Annotated in this window: 13 protein-coding genes; 5 read left to right on the top strand and 8 right to left on the bottom strand. The window is 73.0% G+C overall.

All coding sequences use genetic code 11. From position 1 onward, the window contains the following. Positions 1-155: 155 nt before the first annotated feature. The 5 genes from ACFYUV_RS40570 to ACFYUV_RS40590 all read right to left on the bottom strand — a co-directional run bounded on the left by ACFYUV_RS40570 (position 156) and on the right by ACFYUV_RS40590 (position 4,730). Positions 156-719 carry a DUF1707 domain-containing protein gene (locus tag ACFYUV_RS40570; RefSeq protein WP_387678849.1) on the bottom strand — a complete coding sequence of 188 codons (564 nt, stop codon included), beginning with the start codon at positions 717-719 and terminating at the stop codon, positions 156-158. Between the two features lie 49 nt (positions 720-768). Next, positions 769-1,650: a DNA-3-methyladenine glycosylase family protein gene (locus ACFYUV_RS40575; RefSeq protein WP_387678852.1), complete on the bottom strand. Its 882-nt coding sequence runs from the start codon at positions 1,648-1,650 to the stop codon at positions 769-771. Positions 1,651-1,760: 110 nt separating this feature from the next. Further along, the gene (locus ACFYUV_RS40580) at positions 1,761-2,459 is read right to left on the bottom strand and encodes a phosphatase PAP2 family protein (protein ID WP_387678853.1); all 699 of its coding nucleotides are present in this window, start codon (positions 2,457-2,459) and stop codon (positions 1,761-1,763) included. Next, positions 2,446-3,171 (bottom strand): phosphatase PAP2 family protein, encoded by a 726-nt coding sequence (locus tag ACFYUV_RS40585; protein ID WP_357980818.1) that lies wholly within the window; start codon positions 3,169-3,171, stop codon positions 2,446-2,448. Before ACFYUV_RS40585 ends, ACFYUV_RS40580 begins: the two co-directional genes overlap by 14 nt. Then, positions 3,171-4,730 carry a phospholipase D family protein gene (locus tag ACFYUV_RS40590; RefSeq protein WP_387678856.1) on the bottom strand — a complete coding sequence of 520 codons (1,560 nt, stop codon included), beginning with the start codon at positions 4,728-4,730 and terminating at the stop codon, positions 3,171-3,173. The genes ACFYUV_RS40585 and ACFYUV_RS40590 overlap by 1 nt, the downstream gene beginning before the upstream one ends. A 64-nt stretch (positions 4,731-4,794) precedes the next feature. On the opposite strand from ACFYUV_RS40590, the gene ACFYUV_RS40595 reads away from it, so the two are divergent. Continuing rightward, complete coding sequence (locus tag ACFYUV_RS40595; protein ID WP_352323514.1) at positions 4,795-5,673, top strand: diacylglycerol kinase family protein; 879 nt, start codon at positions 4,795-4,797, stop codon at positions 5,671-5,673. On the opposite strand, the gene ACFYUV_RS40600 is transcribed toward ACFYUV_RS40595, so the two are convergent. Further along, the gene (locus ACFYUV_RS40600) at positions 5,670-6,998 is read right to left on the bottom strand and encodes an MFS transporter (RefSeq protein WP_387678860.1); all 1,329 of its coding nucleotides are present in this window, start codon (positions 6,996-6,998) and stop codon (positions 5,670-5,672) included. The genes ACFYUV_RS40595 and ACFYUV_RS40600 overlap by 4 nt on opposite strands. Before the next feature lie 136 nt (positions 6,999-7,134). Between ACFYUV_RS40600 and ACFYUV_RS40605 the strand changes: the two genes are divergently transcribed. Beyond that, a complete protein-coding gene (locus ACFYUV_RS40605) occupies positions 7,135-8,634 on the top strand; it encodes a cobyric acid synthase (RefSeq protein WP_387678863.1) in 1,500 nt (499 codons plus the stop codon). Here ACFYUV_RS40605 and ACFYUV_RS40610 read toward each other — a convergent pair. After that, complete coding sequence (locus tag ACFYUV_RS40610) at positions 8,604-9,653, bottom strand: 1-acyl-sn-glycerol-3-phosphate acyltransferase (protein WP_387678866.1); 1,050 nt, start codon at positions 9,651-9,653, stop codon at positions 8,604-8,606. The genes ACFYUV_RS40605 and ACFYUV_RS40610 overlap by 31 nt on opposite strands. A 39-nt stretch (positions 9,654-9,692) precedes the next feature. Continuing rightward, positions 9,693-10,523 carry a patatin-like phospholipase family protein gene (locus ACFYUV_RS40615; RefSeq protein ID WP_387678869.1) on the bottom strand — a complete coding sequence of 277 codons (831 nt, stop codon included), beginning with the start codon at positions 10,521-10,523 and terminating at the stop codon, positions 9,693-9,695. 90 nt (positions 10,524-10,613) lie between these two features. Here ACFYUV_RS40615 and ACFYUV_RS40620 point away from each other — a divergent pair, with 90 nt between their 5' ends. Genes ACFYUV_RS40620 through ACFYUV_RS40630 form a run of 3 tightly spaced genes read left to right on the top strand, consistent with a single transcriptional unit; the run spans position 10,614 to position 13,307 of the window. Continuing rightward, positions 10,614-11,525, top strand: coding sequence for an ATP-binding cassette domain-containing protein (locus tag ACFYUV_RS40620; protein ID WP_387678871.1), 912 nt, complete (start codon positions 10,614-10,616; stop codon positions 11,523-11,525). Continuing rightward, on the top strand, positions 11,503-12,294 hold the full coding sequence (locus ACFYUV_RS40625) for an ABC transporter permease subunit (RefSeq protein WP_387678874.1): 792 nt from the start codon (positions 11,503-11,505) through the stop codon (positions 12,292-12,294). The genes ACFYUV_RS40620 and ACFYUV_RS40625 overlap by 23 nt, the downstream gene beginning before the upstream one ends. Further along, positions 12,294-13,307, top strand: coding sequence for a helix-turn-helix domain-containing protein (locus ACFYUV_RS40630; protein ID WP_352323507.1), 1,014 nt, complete (start codon positions 12,294-12,296; stop codon positions 13,305-13,307). The genes ACFYUV_RS40625 and ACFYUV_RS40630 overlap by 1 nt, the downstream gene beginning before the upstream one ends. Positions 13,308-13,310 lie beyond the last annotated feature (3 nt).

Genomic DNA, 13,310 nt, shown 5'->3' on the forward strand with positions numbered 1-13,310 from the left:
CGCCGCGGGCCTCCGGCACGCATGACGGCGGCGGCCCGAGGGGGTTCCCGAAAAAAACCGGACGGCGGGAGAGCCTGTTCAGACGGGGCGGACCGCGAAGTGATCAACACGAAACGATCAGATGATCGGAAGCTGAGTGGTCAGGTGAGAAGCCGTCAAGTTGTCGGGGCCTGGTAGCGGATCCAGATGTCGCCCTGGCTGTGGCCGGAGAGGCGGAGCACCACAGCGTCGGCGGCGGGCGGTTCGACTGGTTTGTTGTGGACCCGGCCGAGCCCGGGGGAGACCACCTCGTCTGCGCGCACCCGCCAGCCGTGCGGCACCTTCAGATGCAGGTCGCCGAACCACGAGGTGATCGTCACCTGCACCAGCACCTCGGGATGGGGACACTCGGCGGCGAGGAAGTCGAGCTTCGCGGTCCCCCAGACGCCCAGCCGGACGTCGATGCGCGGCGGCACCACCCACCGCCCGGTCCGGCTCACCCGCCAGTGCGCGGTGTGCATCCTCAGCACGTCGGAGGGGGAGGCGGGGACGGGGGAGAGGGCGGGCAGGTCGGCGACGAGGGCACTGAGCTCGCCTACGGTCCTGGCGGCGTACGTGCGGTCGATGCGTTCGCGTAACTCGTCGAGGCTGATGCGGCCTTCGGCGACCGCCTGCCGCAGCCTGTCGGCCACCTGGTCGCGGTCGTGGTCGCCGGCCCGGATGTCGGCGTCGTCCGTCATGGCGACCACTCTAAGGATCATCGGGCGCGCGGGCCATGCGCGGGCTCGGTCAGTCTGCGGCGGCCCGGTAGCCGGTGGCGCGGAACAGGAACGACGCCCACGACCGGTAGGGCCGCCACGACTCGGCGAGCTTGCGGTAGGCGCTCGCGGGGGCGTCCTCGGGCAGCCCGTACGCCTCGCGCAGGATGCCGAACAGCCGGGGTTCGTCGCCGGGGAACGCGTCGGGCGCGCCGGCTCCGCGGATCAGGATCAGCCCGGCCGAGAACGGTCCCACGCCGGGCAGCGCGCGCAGTTCGGCCAGGGCGTCCTCGGGGGTGAGCGAGCGCAGGTGCTCGGTGGTGAGCACGCCGTCGAGCGCCGCCCGCGCCAGGCCGCGCAGCCACTCCTCCTTCTGCGCGGGCAGGCCGAGACCGCCCGCGTCCACCAGGCTCACGGGCGGCGGGAACGCCTGGTACGCCTGCCCGTCCACGGTGACGGCGGCGCCGTACCGGTCGGCGATGCGCTGCTTGACGCGCGAGGCGATCAGCATCGACGAGCGCTGCACGATCACCGCCCAGCAGGCCGCCTCCCACGGGCTCCAGAAGCACACCGGCCGCAGCCCGGGGCGGTCCCGCTGCACGTCGCCGAGCACCGGGTCGGCTTCGCCGAGCTCGGCGAAGCCGGTGGCGTCCACGTCGAGGGAGAGGATGCGCGCGATCTCGCCCCGGATCGCCGGGCCGGCCGCGCGGGTGGTGGTGACGGCGACGCCGCCGGGGGCGGCGGTGACGCTCACGCCGATCGGCAGCCAGTCGGACTCGGCGCAGTAGGCGAAGCGCAGCGTCCGGCCGTCGGAGGGCAGCGCGCTGGTGGCCGGCCAGTCCTCGACGAAGCGCAGCGCGGCGCCGAAGTCGAACGGGCCCCTCGCGGTGAGCGTGAATCCGTGCGTGGTCATGGGCCGTATGGTAGGCGCCGCGGCGGCATGGTCCCTGGTGGGGCCGGGCCTGCGCATCATGGGGCCCGGCGGGGGCAGCGGGCGGGCCGCGGGCCCGCCCACCACCGCCGCTAGTCCCGCACGGAGGCGGGACGCCGGCGGTCGCCCTCCGCGGCCGCCGGGCGTCTGTCCCAGGTGCGGTAGAGGATGGACCGCGCGGCCACCACCACGCAGAACACCCCGAGCAGCAGCCCCCACGTCACGTCCGAGAAGAAGTGCATGCCGCGGTAGAGCCGGGAGAAGGCGACGATCAGCGGGGCGGCGATCCCGATCGTCCAGATCACCACCTGCAGCGCCCGGTTGCGCACGTGCGTCGTCAGCACCAGCGCCAGCCCGCAGTAGAAGGCGACGGCGGCGCTGACGTGCCCCGAGGGGAAGCTGGAGGTGGGCGGCGCGGGGTCGAGGTGGGGCACCGGCGGACGGCTGCGGCCGACGGGCTCGGTGGTGGCCAGGAAGACCAGCGACTGGCCCCAGACCGCCGCGATCATGAAGATCGACTCCCGCCAGCGCTTGTAGACCAGCCGGAACAGGATCACCGCCACCGCCGTGAACGCCACGACGTAGGGCGTGTCCGACAGGCTGGTGCCGTAGTCGGTGAGCGTGTTCCACAGCGACGTGCGGATGGAGGCGAAGTCCTTGCTCACCGCCACGTCGCCGGGCTGCGGGACGCCGACGATGAGCAGCCCCATGCCGTACGTGACGGCGCCCATCAGCACCAGAGGTAACACCAGCGACAGCGCGTAGTACCGGACATGCTCAGCTTTGCTCATCGGGCACCTTCACCGGTTCGGGTTCCATACCTTCGGTCAGCGGCGCGGTGGGCCGGCGGCCCGTGTCGCGCCGCCACGTCTCGAACGCCGCCGCGGTCGCGGCGATCACCGCCACGCCCAGCACGACCCCCGCCACGACGTCGCTCACCCAGTGCACGCCGAGGGCGATCCTGGTGAAGCCCACCGAGACCACCACGAAACAGGCCAGCACCCAGGCGAGCCGGCGCCCCCACCGGGGCAGCATCGGCAGCAGGAGCAGGGTGACGACCCCGGCCCCGAGCGTCACGTTGACCGCGTGGCCGGAGGGGAAGGAGTCGCCGGGCGCCAGCGCGACGGGGTCGGGCAGGTGCGGCCGCACCCGCGCGACGAGGATCTTCAGGCCGAGCCCGATCAGGCCGCCCGCGGTCACGGTCGTGATCGCCCACAGGGCCAGCCGGCGCCTGCCGTGCATCAGCAGCCAGACGGTGAACGCCGCCACCGCGACGCGCCACGGCCACGGCCCGAACAGGTCGGTCCAGACGATGAGCACCCTGGTCACGCCGGGATGGGCGAGCGCGTACTCGTGCAGTTCATGGGCCACCCCGGCGTCCAGCCGGTTGAGCGGCATCTTGGCCACGACGAGCAGCAGGGAGAACGGGATCATGATGAGCGCGACGGCGAACGCCGCGACCGTCATCCGTGGTCCCAGCCTGTCGAGCAGGAATGTCTTCATCAGAACCTCCGCGATCTCCGCAGCTCCGGCGGCCGGCCGTCGGGGTCGACGGCGAACCGGTAGAGCGGCATGGCCATCGCCCTGCGCACCCGGGACAGCGTGGGGGCCGGGTGCGGGCGTAACCGGCCGGACGGGCGCGGGCCCCGGCAGCCGGCCGAGTGCCAACCCTCCAGCCGGGCCGCCGACTCGGCGAACGCGTCGAACGCGGCGACCGGGTCGCACAGCTCGTCCCGGCCGGACTCCGACTCCTCGTCCAGGTGCTCGGCCATGAGCGCCAGCCGCAGGTCGCGGGCGAACCGCAGGGCGCCGTGCGGCGGCCTCGGGTCCTCCCGCTCGTCCAGGACGGCGCAGCTCAGCTCCGAGTCGTAGGTCCACGAGCGCAGGTTGACGTTGTCCGACCCGACCGACGCCCACACGTCGTCCACCACGCACACCTTGGCGTGCACGTAGACGGGGGTGCCCTGGTGGTTCTCCAGGTCGTAGATCGCGACCCGGTCGCCGCCGGCCCGCATCAGCCGGTCCAGCGCCTCGACCCGGCCGATCAGGCTCGCCGGGCCGGCCAGCCAGCCGTCCTGGTCGGGGTGGCGCGGCACCACGATGATCATGCGCAGCTCCGGCTCGCGCTCCAGCGCCTGGGCGAACGGCTCGATCACGTCCGTGGACCACAGGTACTGGTCCTCCAGGTACACCAGCGACCGGGCCCTGCCGAGCACCTTGTGGTAGGCGTGCGCGATGCTGCGCTCGCCGTCCGGCGCGAACGGGTACGCGCTGTGCCGGGCGGGGTAGGTGCGCAGGAGCTGGACGTGGTGCGTGCCGGCGGGCGGGGGCGGCGGGCCCGGGTCGGGCAGCGGGGGAGCGTCGTCCAGCCTGCTGAAGTGGTCGCGCAGGCGGCGCAGCGGGTCCCTGGTCTCGGGGGCCGGGTCCTCCCAGCGCTCGCAGAAGGTCTTCTCCACCTCGGCGACCGCCGGTCCGTGGATGGCGAGCTGGATGTCGTGCCAGGGCGGGCGGGGGCCGTACACGTCGGGCATCGGGCAGGACTGCGGGTCGCCCAGGTGTTCGGCGTCGTCGCGGCGGCTGTGGCACAGGTCGATGCCGCCGACGAAGGCCACGTCCGCCGAGGGGTCGCGGTCGTGGCGGAGGATGACGAACTTCTGGTGGTGCGAGCCGCCCGGCTTGGTCCGGGTGTCCAGCAGCGCCTGCCCGTGCGCGTTCTCGATCTTCTCGCCCAGGTGCCGGTTCTCGGCCGCGCTGAACCGCAGGCGGTCCAGGTGGGAGCGCCAGATGAGGCCCCTGACGACGGCGCCGCGCTCGGCCGCTGCCCCGAGGGCGGCGCTCACCGTGGGGCCGTCGTCGGTCAGCCGCTCGTCGGGGTCGCCCCGCCAGTCGGCGAACAGCAGCAGGTCGTCCTTGCGCAGCGCTTCCAGACAGGTCTTCAGCTCGGCGAAGTACGTGGCGCCGTGGATGAGCGGCCGTACGTCGTTGCCGCTGGACCACGCGTCGAGGCCGGTCGCCCGGTTGTCGCGTTCCTCCTCGGTGAGGAACCAGTCCTGGATGCGCATTCGGCCACCGCTACCCGCACAAAAGCCATCAATAACCCGGTAAAGCCCGGGTAGTGCGGGAGGAGTGTCCCCCACTATCGCGGTTGTCGCACATCAGAAGAAGATCCTCGGCGCCGGCCTGGACCGGCTGCGCGTGCTGCTCACCGAGCGGGACGTCGGCGAGCTGATCTGGCACGAGGTGCCCAAGAGCAAGAAGGCGCCCAAGAAGGTGCGCAAGGCGCTCAAGGCGGGCGCGGAGCTGGTGTTCGTCTGGGGCGGTGACGGCATGGTGCAACGCTGCGCCGACGCCATGGCCGGCTCCGGCGTGCCGATGGCGATCCTGCCCGCCGGGACGGCCAACCTGTTCGCCGGCAACCTGGGCATCCCCACCGACCTGGAGGAGTCCGTACGGATCGGCTTCGAGGGCCGCCGTGCCGAGCTGGACCTCGGGGTGCTCAACGGCGAGCACTTCGCGGTCATGGCCGGGGCCGGGTTCGAGGCCGAGATGATCGCCGAGGCCGACGGCAAGGCCAAGCGGAAGTTCGGCAAGCTGAGCTACGTCAAGGCCGCCGTCCGGCACGTCGGCGGGCCCCTGGTGCCGATGACGGTCAAGGTCGACGGGTCCACCTGGTTCGAGGGGGAGGCGAGCTGCCTGCTGCTCGGGAACGTGGGCACGATCGCCGGCGGGGTCGAGGCGTTCGACGACGCCCGGCCCGACGACGGCTGGCTGGAGGTCGGGTTGTCCACGGCCAAGGGGCCGATCCAGTGGGCCCGGGTGATGGGCAAGATGGCCGCCGGACGGTCGGAGGACTCGCCGTTCGTGCGCATCACCCGGGCGCGCAAGGTGTCGGCCCGGTTCGGCTCGCCGATGACGTACGAGCTGGACGGCGGCGACCGCGAGGCCACCACCAAGATCAAGGCGAAGGTGGCCCCGGGCGCGCTGACCGTCTGCCTGCCGTCCTAGCCGGCGCGGGCGGCGTCCATGACGCGTCCGGCGTCGCGCTCGAAGGAGGCGCGGGCGCCGAGCGTCAGGAGGCCGCCCACGATCATGGGGACGACCAGCAGGTACATGCCGCCGATCAGCGAGCCGAACCGGTCGGAGGCGATGCCGACGACGAGCGAGCCGAACGCCCCGGCCGCCGTGATGAGCAGTTGCAGGACGGCGAAGCCGAGACCGCGCGCGGCGGCCGGGACGACGTCGGCCAGGCAGGCCGTCATGTTCGGGATCGCGATCGACATGAGCGAGCAGGCCAGCAGGACCAGCGCGGTCATCGGGCCGATCGAGTCCATGGCCAGCGCGCCGGCCAGGACGGCCGCGCCCGCCGTGATGCCGCCGCCGCCGGCCAGCAGCCTGCCGCCCTTGCGGGTGCCGTGCCACCTGCGGCCCAGCCAGGAGCCGACCAGGGTGCCGGCCAGCGTCCCGGCGATGGTGATCAGGCCGCTCAGCGAGCCGGCGGCGCCGACGCCGACGCCGTACTCGCGGACCATGAGCGTGGGCAGCCAGTAGAAGATCCCGGCCAGGCCGAGGGTGAGCAGGCCCAGCCCGACGCAGACGAACAGCAGCGTCGGGATGCGGATGACCTGCCCGAACTGCTGCCAGAAGGGCGCTTTGGGCGGGGTGGCCCGCTCGGCCGGCTCCGCGGTTTCTGCGGGGGCTCCGGCGACCATCCGGTCCAGGTCGCCGCGGCCCGGCTCGCGCAGGAACCACACGAGCACCGCCGTGAGCACGCCGGGCACCACCATCACCAGGAACGCGGTGCGCCAGGAGAACACCTCGGCCAGCACGCCGCCCAGCAGCGTGCCGATGCCGCCGAGGTAGGTCGTGACGCGGGTCAGCCCGTACGCCTTGGCCCGGCTGACCGGCGGGTAGTAGTCGGCGAGCAGGCTGCCGGCCGCCGGGTTGTCGATGTTCTCGGCCGCCGCGAGCAGCACCCGCATCAGGTAGAACATCACGAAGCCGGTGGCCAGGCCCGAGCCGAGCGTGGCGACGGCCCACAGCAGCACGACCACCGCGATGATCCGCGTCCGGCTGAACCGGTCGGCCAGGAAGCCCGCGGGCAGGGAGACGATCGCGGCGGCCAGCGCCGCGGCGGTCGGGATCGAGCCCGCGGCGGTGTCGCTGAAGCCCCACTCCTTCTGGACGAGCGGCAGCACCCCCGACAGCAGGTTGTACTCCATGCGGTCCACGAGCCCGACGATGAAGAGCACGACCAGCGGCGCCCAGCCGAACGGCGCCCTGGTCCGCGCGTCGATGACGCCGGTACGCGGCGAACCCAACGTCCTGACCATGCCCACCCTTCCCGTAGGAAAATCTAGAATGCTGTTCTAGGCGAACGTTCTAGCCAGAGTGGCAGAAGTCACACGATTCGTAAATGGGCGGTTTCTGGGAAATTTCGCAGTTTGGGGGCTCATGTACGGTGATCGCATGAATCCTGGGCAGGTCACGGGCGCGATGCTGGTCGCCGGCACCACCTCCGACGCGGGCAAGAGCGTGGTCACCGCCGGGATCTGCCGCTGGCTGGCCCGCCAGGGCGTGCGCGTGGCGCCCTTCAAGGCCCAGAACATGTCGCTCAACTCCTACGTCACCGCCGGCGGCGCCGAGATCGGCCGCGCCCAGGCCATGCAGGCCCAGGCCGCCGGGCTGGAACCGGTCGCCGACATGAACCCCGTCCTGCTCAAGCCGGGCAGCGACCGCCGCAGCCAGGTCGTGCTCCTGGGCGAGCCCGTCGCGGACGTGGACGCCATGGAGTACGGCGCGCTCAAGGACCTCCTGCGGACCACCGCCCTGGCCTCCCTGGACCGGCTGCGCGCCCAGTACGACGTGGTGATCTGCGAGGGCGCCGGCAGCCCCGCGGAGATCAACCTGCGCCGCGGCGACATCGCGAACATGGGCCTGGCCAGGGCCGCCGGGCTGCCCGTCGTCGTGGTCGGCGACATCGACAGGGGCGGCGTGTTCGCCGCCTTCCACGGCACGGTCGCGCTGCTGGACGCGGCCGACCAGGCCCTCGTCTCAGGGTTCGTGGTGAACAAGTTCCGGGGCGCCCGCGAGCTGCTCGAACCCGGCCTCGACATGATCAGGAAGCTCACCGGCCGATCGGTGTACGGCGTGCTGCCCTGGCTCGACGGCCTCTGGCTGGACGTCGAGGACTCCCTCGCGCTGGACAACCGCCGGGTCGCGACCGGCCGGCCGCTGGGCAGGCAGACGTTGCGCGTGGCGGTCGTCCGGCTGCCCCGGATCTCCAACTTCACCGACCTGGACGCCCTGGCCGCTGAGCCCGGCGTGCTGGTGCGCTTCGTGACCGACCCGGTCGAGCTGGACGACGCCGACCTGGTGGTGCTGCCGGGCTCGCGGGCCACGGTCGAGGACCTGGCCTGGCTGCGGCGCACCGGCCTGGCCGACGCCCTGCTCGCGCGGCGCGGGCCCGTCCTCGGGATCTGCGGCGGGTTCCAGATGCTCGGCCGGGAGATCGTGGACGAGGTCGAGTCGCGGGCGGGCCGGGTGGACGGGCTCGGGCTGCTGCCGGTGCGCGTCGAGTTCGCACCGGACAAGCGGCTCGCCCGGCCGGTCGGGCGGGCCTACGGGCAGCCGGTCAGCGCGTACGAGATCCACCACGGGCGGGCGACGGTCGAGGGCGGCGAACCCTTCCTGGACGGCTGCCGCGCCGGCGACGTGTGGGGCACCACCTGGCACGGCGCCCTGGAGAACGACGCCTTCCGCCGGGCCTTCCTGGCCGACGTGGCCGAACGGGCCGGGCGCGCCTTCGTCCCCGCCCCGGACACCGACTTCGGCCGCCTGCGCGAGGCCCGCCTGGACGCCCTGGGCGACCTGATCGAGCAGCACCTGGACACCGACGCCCTGCTCGGCCTGCTGTGCGACGGCCCGGCCCCCGTGCCCTACCTGCCGCCGGGCGCCCCCTCGGCCTGATCCCGCCGGGAACGCTCGCCCTGGGCGGTGATCCAGGCGTCGATCTCCTCCCAGTGGGAGTACAGCCAGCGGACCTGGCTCTCCCGGTCGTCCCTGGGCACCTCGGCCGCCGGCACCCGCCACCACCTGGCCGTGATCCGCGCCGCGTACGGCAGCCTGCGCCACACGTCGCCGATCGTGACGAGGTCGTCCAGGCCGGTGTGCGCGACGAAGACCACGTCGGCCTCCGGGCAGGCGGTGATCGCGGCGATGGCCCCGTTCGGGCGGGGCGGCAGCAGGTGGGTCATGCCGCGCGCCCGCTCCGCCTCCTCGGCCAGCCCCTTGTCCTCCAGCCGGCGGATCGCCAGCCGCCGCCGGCGCGGGGTGAAGTTGCCGCCCTCGGGGAAGATCACCAACGCGTCGCGGTCGTCCATGGTCGCCGACAGCCGCCGGATCTCCTCGATCACCCGCTCGCGTCCGGACCGCCGCGGCACGAAGGCGTTCGGCAGGCGGTTGACCACGACGTCGAGCGACGGGTCGTACTGGAGTGCGGCCTTCATGACGATCCGCGGGTGCCGCCCGTACACCGCCAGCAGGTGATAGATCAGCAAAAAGGAGTCGCCCGGCCCGGCGTGCCGGGAGAGCACCACGACCGGGCGGCTCAGCCGGGCGGCGCGCTCCTGCGGGGTCGGCGCGGGCTCCTCGACGTCCACGGTCAGCCGGAAGATCCGCACCGCCGCCGCGTACACCTTGGCCAGGAACCAGCGGATCAGCGCGTAGTGCCGCTCCTGGCGCCGGGCCCGCCCGAACGCCCCCGACAGCCACAGCCCGAGGCACGCGATGAGCACCGCCGACTCCAGCGTCAGCCAGGCCGCGCCGAACCAGACGAACCGCAACCCCCTGCGCTGCGGCGGCGGCAGCCGCAAGGACGCCCCGAACGTGACCAGCAGCCACAGCGGCAACGTCACCAGCACCACCACGGTGACCACGATGACGAGCGGAGCCAGCACGATCCGGCGGACGATACGCGGTGGGATCAACGGCGCCTCCCTGAGGTCTGCTGCCCTGAGGCCCTACCTTCATCCTCCTCTTGTCCGCAGATAGTGCGAAGAAGCCTGGTACGCCCGCTCGATGTAGGTGGAGATCTGGGACAGGTCGCGGTAGCGCAGGGTGGACAGCGGCGCGGCGACCCCGGCGGGCAGCACGTGCACCTCCACCCCCGGCGGCAACGAGGCCATCTCCTCGGCGAACCGGTAGCGGCGCGCGATCTCGAACGCCACCATCCCCACCTCCCAGAACCGCCGGGGCGCGGTCAGCGGGCGCTCGATCCGGCCGACGTGCAGCACGAAGACCCGCCTGGCCCCGAGCTGCACGGCCCGGCCGACGGGGATGCTGTGCACCAGCCCGCCGTCGAAGAAGTGCTCCCCGCCGATCTTCACGGGCGGCAGCAGCCCCGGCACCGCGCACGACGCCAGCACCGCCTCCACCAGCGGCCCGCTGGCGAACCAGTGGGCCGCGGCCCGCTCCACCGAGGCCGCCACGCACTGGAACGGCACCGCCAGCTCCTCGATCAGCTCCGTGCGCACCGTCCCGGCCAGCACCTCCCGCAGGGGACCGTTGGGATGCAGGTGGGTGCCGGTCCTGGCCAGCGTGGACAGCCGCGTCACCCACGACCCGGCGAACGCCGTGCGCACGACGTCGGACCGCCACAACGAGGTCAGCCGGTCGACCGCCCGCGCGGGGTCGGCGGCGATGAGCGCGCCGTTGAGCGCGCCCACCGACGTGCCGACGACCACGTCGGGCCGGATGCCGAAGTCGTCGAGCGCCTGGAGCATGCCCACCTCGTGAGCCCCCAGCACGCCACCGCCACCGAGCACGAACGCCGTCTCCACGCTCTTCACCCTGCCCATTCTCGTTGCCGTGTCCCGGAAGGGAACCGGCCAGGACCCTGCCGACTTCGGCCAGTGACCCCACCGCCGCCCCGGCGGGACGATTCCGGCATGACAGCAGTGGTACAGGCCGAAGGGCTGACCAAGTACTACGGCGGGCGGCGCGGCCTCGAAGACCTCACGCTGGAGATCCGGCCCGGCGAGATCTTCGGCTACCTCGGGCCCAACGGCGCCGGCAAGACCACCACGATCAGGTTGCTGCTCGACGTGATCAGGCCCACCCGCGGCACGGTCCGCGTGTTCGGCCACGAGCCGCGCGCCGCCGCCACCCGCGCCCGCATCGGCTACCTGCCCGGCGAGCTGGCGCTCGAAGGCCGCGACCGGGCCCGCGACTACCTCGGCTTCCTCGGCCGCGTCCGCGGCGGGGTGCCGGGCAGCCGCATCGAGGAGCTGGCCGAACGGTTCGACGCCGACCTGTCGGTGCCGATGCGCAAGCTCTCCAAGGGCAACAGGCAGAAGGTCGGGTTGATCCAGGCGTTCATGCACGAGCCGGAGTTCCTCATCCTCGACGAGCCGACCAGCGGGCTGGACCCGCTCGTCCAGCAGGAGTTCCTGGCCATGGTCCGGGAGGTGCGGGCGGCCGGCCGGACCGTGCTCATGTCCTCGCACGTGCTGGCCGAGGTGGAGAGCGTCTCCGACCGGGTCGGCATCGTGCGCGCGGGCCGCCTGGTGACCGTGGAGAACGTGGCCGCGCTGCGCGAGAAGGCCGTACGCCGGATGGAGCTGCACTTCGACGCCCCGGTGCCGGCGTCGGCGTTCGAGGGCCTGCCGGGGGTGCGCGACCTGCGGGTGGAGGGCGCCAGCGTCCGCTGCACGATCGACGGCCGCCCGGACGCCCTGGTCAAGGCCGCCGCCCGGTTCACCGTCGTCCATCTGGTCAGCGCCGAGCCCGACCTGGAAGAGATCTTCCTGACCTACTACAGCGAGGAGGACCGGCACCATGATCACCAAGAGTCTGCGTGACCACCGCCGGGCCCTGATCTGGTGGACCGTCGGCATCAGCGCGTTCATGGCCCTCTACATCAGCATCTTCCGCAGCGTCAGCCAGGACCCGAGAACGTTCAACCAGCAGGCCCTGGCCAAGTACCCCGGCCCGCTCAGGGACCTCATGGGCGGCATGCCCGACCTGGCGCTCGGCGTCAACTTCCTGCAGACGGTCGTCTACCAGCTCTTCGTCCCGATGTTGTTCGTCGTCCTCGCCACCATGCTGGCCAACCGGGCGATCGCCCAGCCGGAGGAGGCCGGGACGCTGGAGCTCGTCGTCACCCTGCCGGTGGACCGCAAGCGGCTGGTGCTCCAGCGGTTCTGCGCGCTGGCGCTGGCGCTGCTGGCGGTGTTCGCCGCGACGCTGGCCGTGGCGTGGGCGGCCGGGGACGCGGCGGAGCTCGGGGTGCCGTTCGACCGCGTCCTGGCCGCGCACGTCGGGGTGCTGCTGCTCGCGCTGTTCTTCGGCACCGTGGCCCTGACCGTGGGCGCGGTGACCGGCCGCAGGATGATCGCCTCGTCCGTCGTCGGCGTGTGGGTGGCGGCCGGGTACATCGTCGTCACGCTCGGCCGCGGCGTGGCGGCCATCGCCTGGCTGAAGTGGCTCTCGCCGTTCCACTACTACGCCGAGGGCCGGCCGCTCTATGAGGGCCTGCCGGTCGGGGACTACCTTGTGCTGGCGGGAGCGACGGCAGTGCTCGTGCTCACCGCGGTCCTGTCCTTCGACAGGCGTGACGTAGGAGTGTGATGGTGCTCTCCAGGATGCCCGCCGACCTGCTCGGCGGGCATCGCCAGGTGCTGGCCGGGGCGGCCGCCGGGCGTCCGCCCTCGCGGGCGGCGCTCGACGCCTGCCGCGCCGACGGCACGCGCGCCGCCGAGCAGGGCGTCCCGCTGCGGACGCTGGTCGACGGCGCGCTCGCCGCCGCCGAGGGGCTGCCGGACGTGCTGCCCGCGCTGCGCAGGGCCGTCTCGGCGCTCATGGAGGGGTACGAGCTGGCCCAGCTCGCCGCCCTCAGAGGCGAGGAGACGGCCCGCAGGGAGTTCGTGGACGACCTGCTCCAGGGACGGGCCGAGCGGCTGGCCGAACGGGCCGAGCACTTCGGCCTCCGGCTGGCCGAGTCGTACGTGGTGGCCGCCGCCCGCGGGCTGCGCGACGGGGACCAGGACCGCATCGAACGCGATCTGATCGCCCGGTTCGGCTCGCACAACGTGCTGGTGGCGGTGCGCGAAGGGCTGCTGGTGTGCGTCGTGCCCGCCACGCTGCCCGCCGCCGTGGGGGAGTTCACCCATCACGTACGCGCCCGCTTCCCGGCCGGATGGCGGGTCGGCGTCGGACGGCCGCACCGCGGGCCGGGCGGCGTCGTGACCTCCTTCAGGGAGGCGGCCGGGGCCCTGGAGCTGGCCGACGCGCTGCGGCTCACGCTCGACGTCGTCAAGGCCGCCGACCTGCTGGTCTTCCCCGTGCTGCTGCGCGACCGCGGCGCGATCGAGGACCTGGTGACCAGCGTGCTGAGCCCGCTGCTGCACGCCAGGGGCGGGCACGAGCCGCTGGTCGAGACGCTGGAGGCGGTCTTCGCCGCGCACGGCAACCAGGCGGCGGCCGCCCGCAGGCTGCGGATCAGCCCGCGGGCGGTGACGTACCGGCTGGAACGCATCCGCCGGCTGACCGGCTTCTCGCCCGACGACCCCACCCAGCGCTTCACCCTGGAGACCGCGGTGCTGGGCGCGCGGCTGCTGGACTGGCCGTGGGATCAGTCGTGAAGG

The organism is Nonomuraea sp. NPDC003560 (genome assembly GCF_042878785.1).
In the GTDB taxonomy this organism is placed as follows: Bacteria; Actinomycetota; Actinomycetes; order Streptosporangiales; family Streptosporangiaceae; genus Nonomuraea.

Excerpts from the sequence above, each read along its gene's own strand:
- ACFYUV_RS40570 (WP_387678849.1), bottom strand. The coding sequence starts at position 719 with ATGACGGACGACGCCGACATCCGGGCCGGCGACCACGACCGCGACCAG.
- ACFYUV_RS40575 (WP_387678852.1), bottom strand. The coding sequence starts at position 1,650 with ATGACCACGCACGGATTCACGCTCACCGCGAGGGGCCCGTTCGACTTC.
- ACFYUV_RS40580 (WP_387678853.1), bottom strand. The coding sequence starts at position 2,459 with ATGAGCAAAGCTGAGCATGTCCGGTACTACGCGCTGTCGCTGGTGTTA.
- ACFYUV_RS40585 (WP_357980818.1), bottom strand. The coding sequence starts at position 3,171 with ATGAAGACATTCCTGCTCGACAGGCTGGGACCACGGATGACGGTCGCG.
- ACFYUV_RS40590 (WP_387678856.1), bottom strand. The coding sequence starts at position 4,730 with ATGCGCATCCAGGACTGGTTCCTCACCGAGGAGGAACGCGACAACCGG.
- ACFYUV_RS40600 (WP_387678860.1), bottom strand. The coding sequence starts at position 6,998 with ATGGTCAGGACGTTGGGTTCGCCGCGTACCGGCGTCATCGACGCGCGG.
- ACFYUV_RS40605 (WP_387678863.1), top strand. The coding sequence starts at position 7,135 with ATGAATCCTGGGCAGGTCACGGGCGCGATGCTGGTCGCCGGCACCACC.
- ACFYUV_RS40615 (WP_387678869.1), bottom strand. The coding sequence starts at position 10,523 with ATGGGCAGGGTGAAGAGCGTGGAGACGGCGTTCGTGCTCGGTGGCGGT.
- ACFYUV_RS40620 (WP_387678871.1), top strand. The coding sequence starts at position 10,614 with ATGACAGCAGTGGTACAGGCCGAAGGGCTGACCAAGTACTACGGCGGG.
- ACFYUV_RS40625 (WP_387678874.1), top strand. The coding sequence starts at position 11,503 with ATGATCACCAAGAGTCTGCGTGACCACCGCCGGGCCCTGATCTGGTGG.
- ACFYUV_RS40630 (WP_352323507.1), top strand. The coding sequence starts at position 12,294 with ATGGTGCTCTCCAGGATGCCCGCCGACCTGCTCGGCGGGCATCGCCAG.